The following is a 2,180-nucleotide window of genomic DNA, read 5'->3' on the forward strand; positions in this document are numbered from 1 at the left end:
GTTGGTCGTTCGGTGGTTTTGGCGAAGGGGAAACACCCGGTCCCATCCCGAACCCGGAAGTTAAGCCCTTCAGCGCCGATGGTACTGCATGGGAGACCGTGTGGGAGAGTAGGACACCGCCGGACTCATATTGCAGGATGGCCCCGCCGACACCGGCGGGGCCATTCTCATTTGTCCGCCGGATGGCCGCCGCGGCCGGCGAAGGCGTCCCAGAGGATCGCGGCAGGTTCGGCGGTGGCGAAAAGGGATTCGATGCGGGAGCGGTCGCCGTCCAGGTGGCTGAGCGTCTGGATGCCGAGGAACATGGCGACCGCGATCATTCCGAGGTCGCGGGACGGGGCGAGTCCTTCCAGAGCCGTCCCCGCGACGAGGCGCTGGAGCATGGCGGCCGCGAATTCGGACCACGACTCGACGTGGTCGAGCAACTCGTCCCGCAGTCGCGGGGATGCCGACGAGGCCCTGAAGAGCTCCTGGACGGCGTCGATGTGCCCCTGGTCCCGCATGTCCTCGGCGTACAGTTCACGGAGACGGGCGAGCAGCTCCGTCGCGTCCGTGCAGGACCCGAGTACCTCCTCGTAGCGTGCTCTCCTGGCGCGGCTCGTGTGGCGGAGCGCGGCGACGAGCAGGTCCTCCAGATCCTCGAAGTGGTAGTAGATGACGCCCGGCGCGAAGCCGCCCGTCTTGGCGATCGAGCGGGCGGTCGTCCCGCCGTGGCCCTCGGCGGCGAGTGTCCGGACGGCCGCTTCGAGGAGCCGGCTCCGCGTCTCCGCGCGTGACGCCATCGGTTCAGATCACCTTCCGCGGCCGCACCCCGGCCTCGGCGAGGACGGGGTCGAGGCGCCGCGCCAGCCGCGCCAGCTGGTGGCTCGGGACCTGGGGGTAGAGGTGGTGCTCCAAGTGGTACGTCAACTCCAGGAACAGCGCGGGAACGACGCGTCCGCGCAGGGTGTGCGTCTGCGTGAGCGGCGTGTCCCCGTAGTGCCGGTGCGGCAGATGGACGGTCAGCAGCGGATAGACCCAGCTTCCCACGATCACCAGCACCGCGTACACGAGCAGTCCCCGCCAGAGCAGGATCCCGGCGCCGACGGCCGCGAACGGAAGCGCCGCTTCGGCCAGCAGCCACAGCCGCCGGCGCACCGACGCGCGGCGGAACGCCCACGCCCACAGGCGGGCGAGGAACACCGGCCCGTACAGCACGGCGCCGATGGCGGACAGATCGGCGGGATATCCTTCCGGGTCCTCGTCGCTCGGGAATGTCCGGTGATGTTGGAGATGGGTGGCGCGGTAGGCGTGGCCGCTTTCCAGCAGCACCGCGCCGAGGAGGAACAGGGCCCACTCGGTGGACCGCCGTCCAAGGCCCAGAGACCGGTGGACGACGTCGTGCGTCGCCGTCACCACCGCGACGAAGACGCCGAACGCGACGAACGGGGTCAGCCACCACCATCCGGCGGCCCACACCGCCGCGAAGACGATGACGCCGGCGTAAGGCAGTGACAGCGTGAGGATGCGCCGGCGCCGCGTCGTGGCGAGCAGGTCGGGGCCGAGTTCGGCGAGTCTCGGGATCACCGGGACCTCCTCGTCCGGCGCGCGGCCTTCAGCACCTCGTCCGCGACGATCCTGCTGCCCAGCGCGCACGCGACGGTGCCGAGGCCGGGCCAGGTCGAGTCCCCGACGAGCCACAGGCCCGGCCTGCCCAAGGAGTGGGGGATCGCGTTCTGGTTGGCGTTCCGCGGTGTCTGGTGCGCTCCGCCGACGGCGCCGCGCGGACGGAACGCGAAGCGTTCGTAGGAGCGGGGTGTCCCGACGTCCCACACCCGGGCCCGCTCGCCGAGGTTCGGATGGACGCGGCGCGCCAGGCCCACGAGGCGCTCCCCGGCGGCCCGCTTGCGGACCTCGTAGTCGGCGTCCGGCAGCCCCTCCCACTCCGCGAGCCCGGTGTGCGTGGAGATCATCACGGCGCGGTCGCCCGGCGGGGCGCTGTCGGTGTCGCCGTGGGCGGACACCGACACGAACATGTTGTTGCCGTCGCCGAGCGGCCGGTCGTAGTCCTGGAGCAGCTGGTGGTGGGTGAACTCCTGGCCGGCGACCTCGTCCTCGGGCACGCCGAGGAACACGGCGATCGCGCCGCCCATGTCGTCCTCGTCCCGGTCCAGATAGGGGCGGAGCGGGCGGGCGAGGGC

Annotated in this window: 3 protein-coding genes and 1 rRNA gene; 1 reads left to right on the forward strand and 3 read right to left on the reverse strand. The window is 71.4% G+C overall.

All coding sequences use genetic code 11. The annotated features are described in order from the left end of the window. Positions 1-8: 8 nt before the first annotated feature. A 5S ribosomal RNA gene (gene rrf / locus E1293_RS46530) occupies positions 9-125 on the forward strand. Positions 126-167: 42 nt separating this feature from the next. Here the strand turns inward: rrf and E1293_RS46535 are convergent. The 3 genes from E1293_RS46535 to E1293_RS46545 all read right to left on the reverse strand — a co-directional run. Further along, positions 168-782: a TetR/AcrR family transcriptional regulator gene (locus tag E1293_RS46535; protein WP_132206487.1), complete on the reverse strand. Its 615-nt coding sequence runs from the start codon at positions 780-782 to the stop codon at positions 168-170. A gap of 4 nt (positions 783-786) precedes the next feature. Next, positions 787-1,566: a fatty acid desaturase family protein gene (locus tag E1293_RS46540; RefSeq protein ID WP_132206489.1), complete on the reverse strand. Its 780-nt coding sequence runs from the start codon at positions 1,564-1,566 to the stop codon at positions 787-789. Then, on the reverse strand, positions 1,563-2,180 hold a 618-nt coding region (locus tag E1293_RS46545; RefSeq protein ID WP_207939544.1), incomplete at its 5' end, for a phytoene desaturase family protein. The genes E1293_RS46540 and E1293_RS46545, both read right to left, overlap by 4 nt.

This window comes from Actinomadura darangshiensis (genome assembly GCF_004349235.1).
Lineage (GTDB): Bacteria > Actinomycetota > Actinomycetes > Streptosporangiales > Streptosporangiaceae > Spirillospora > Spirillospora darangshiensis.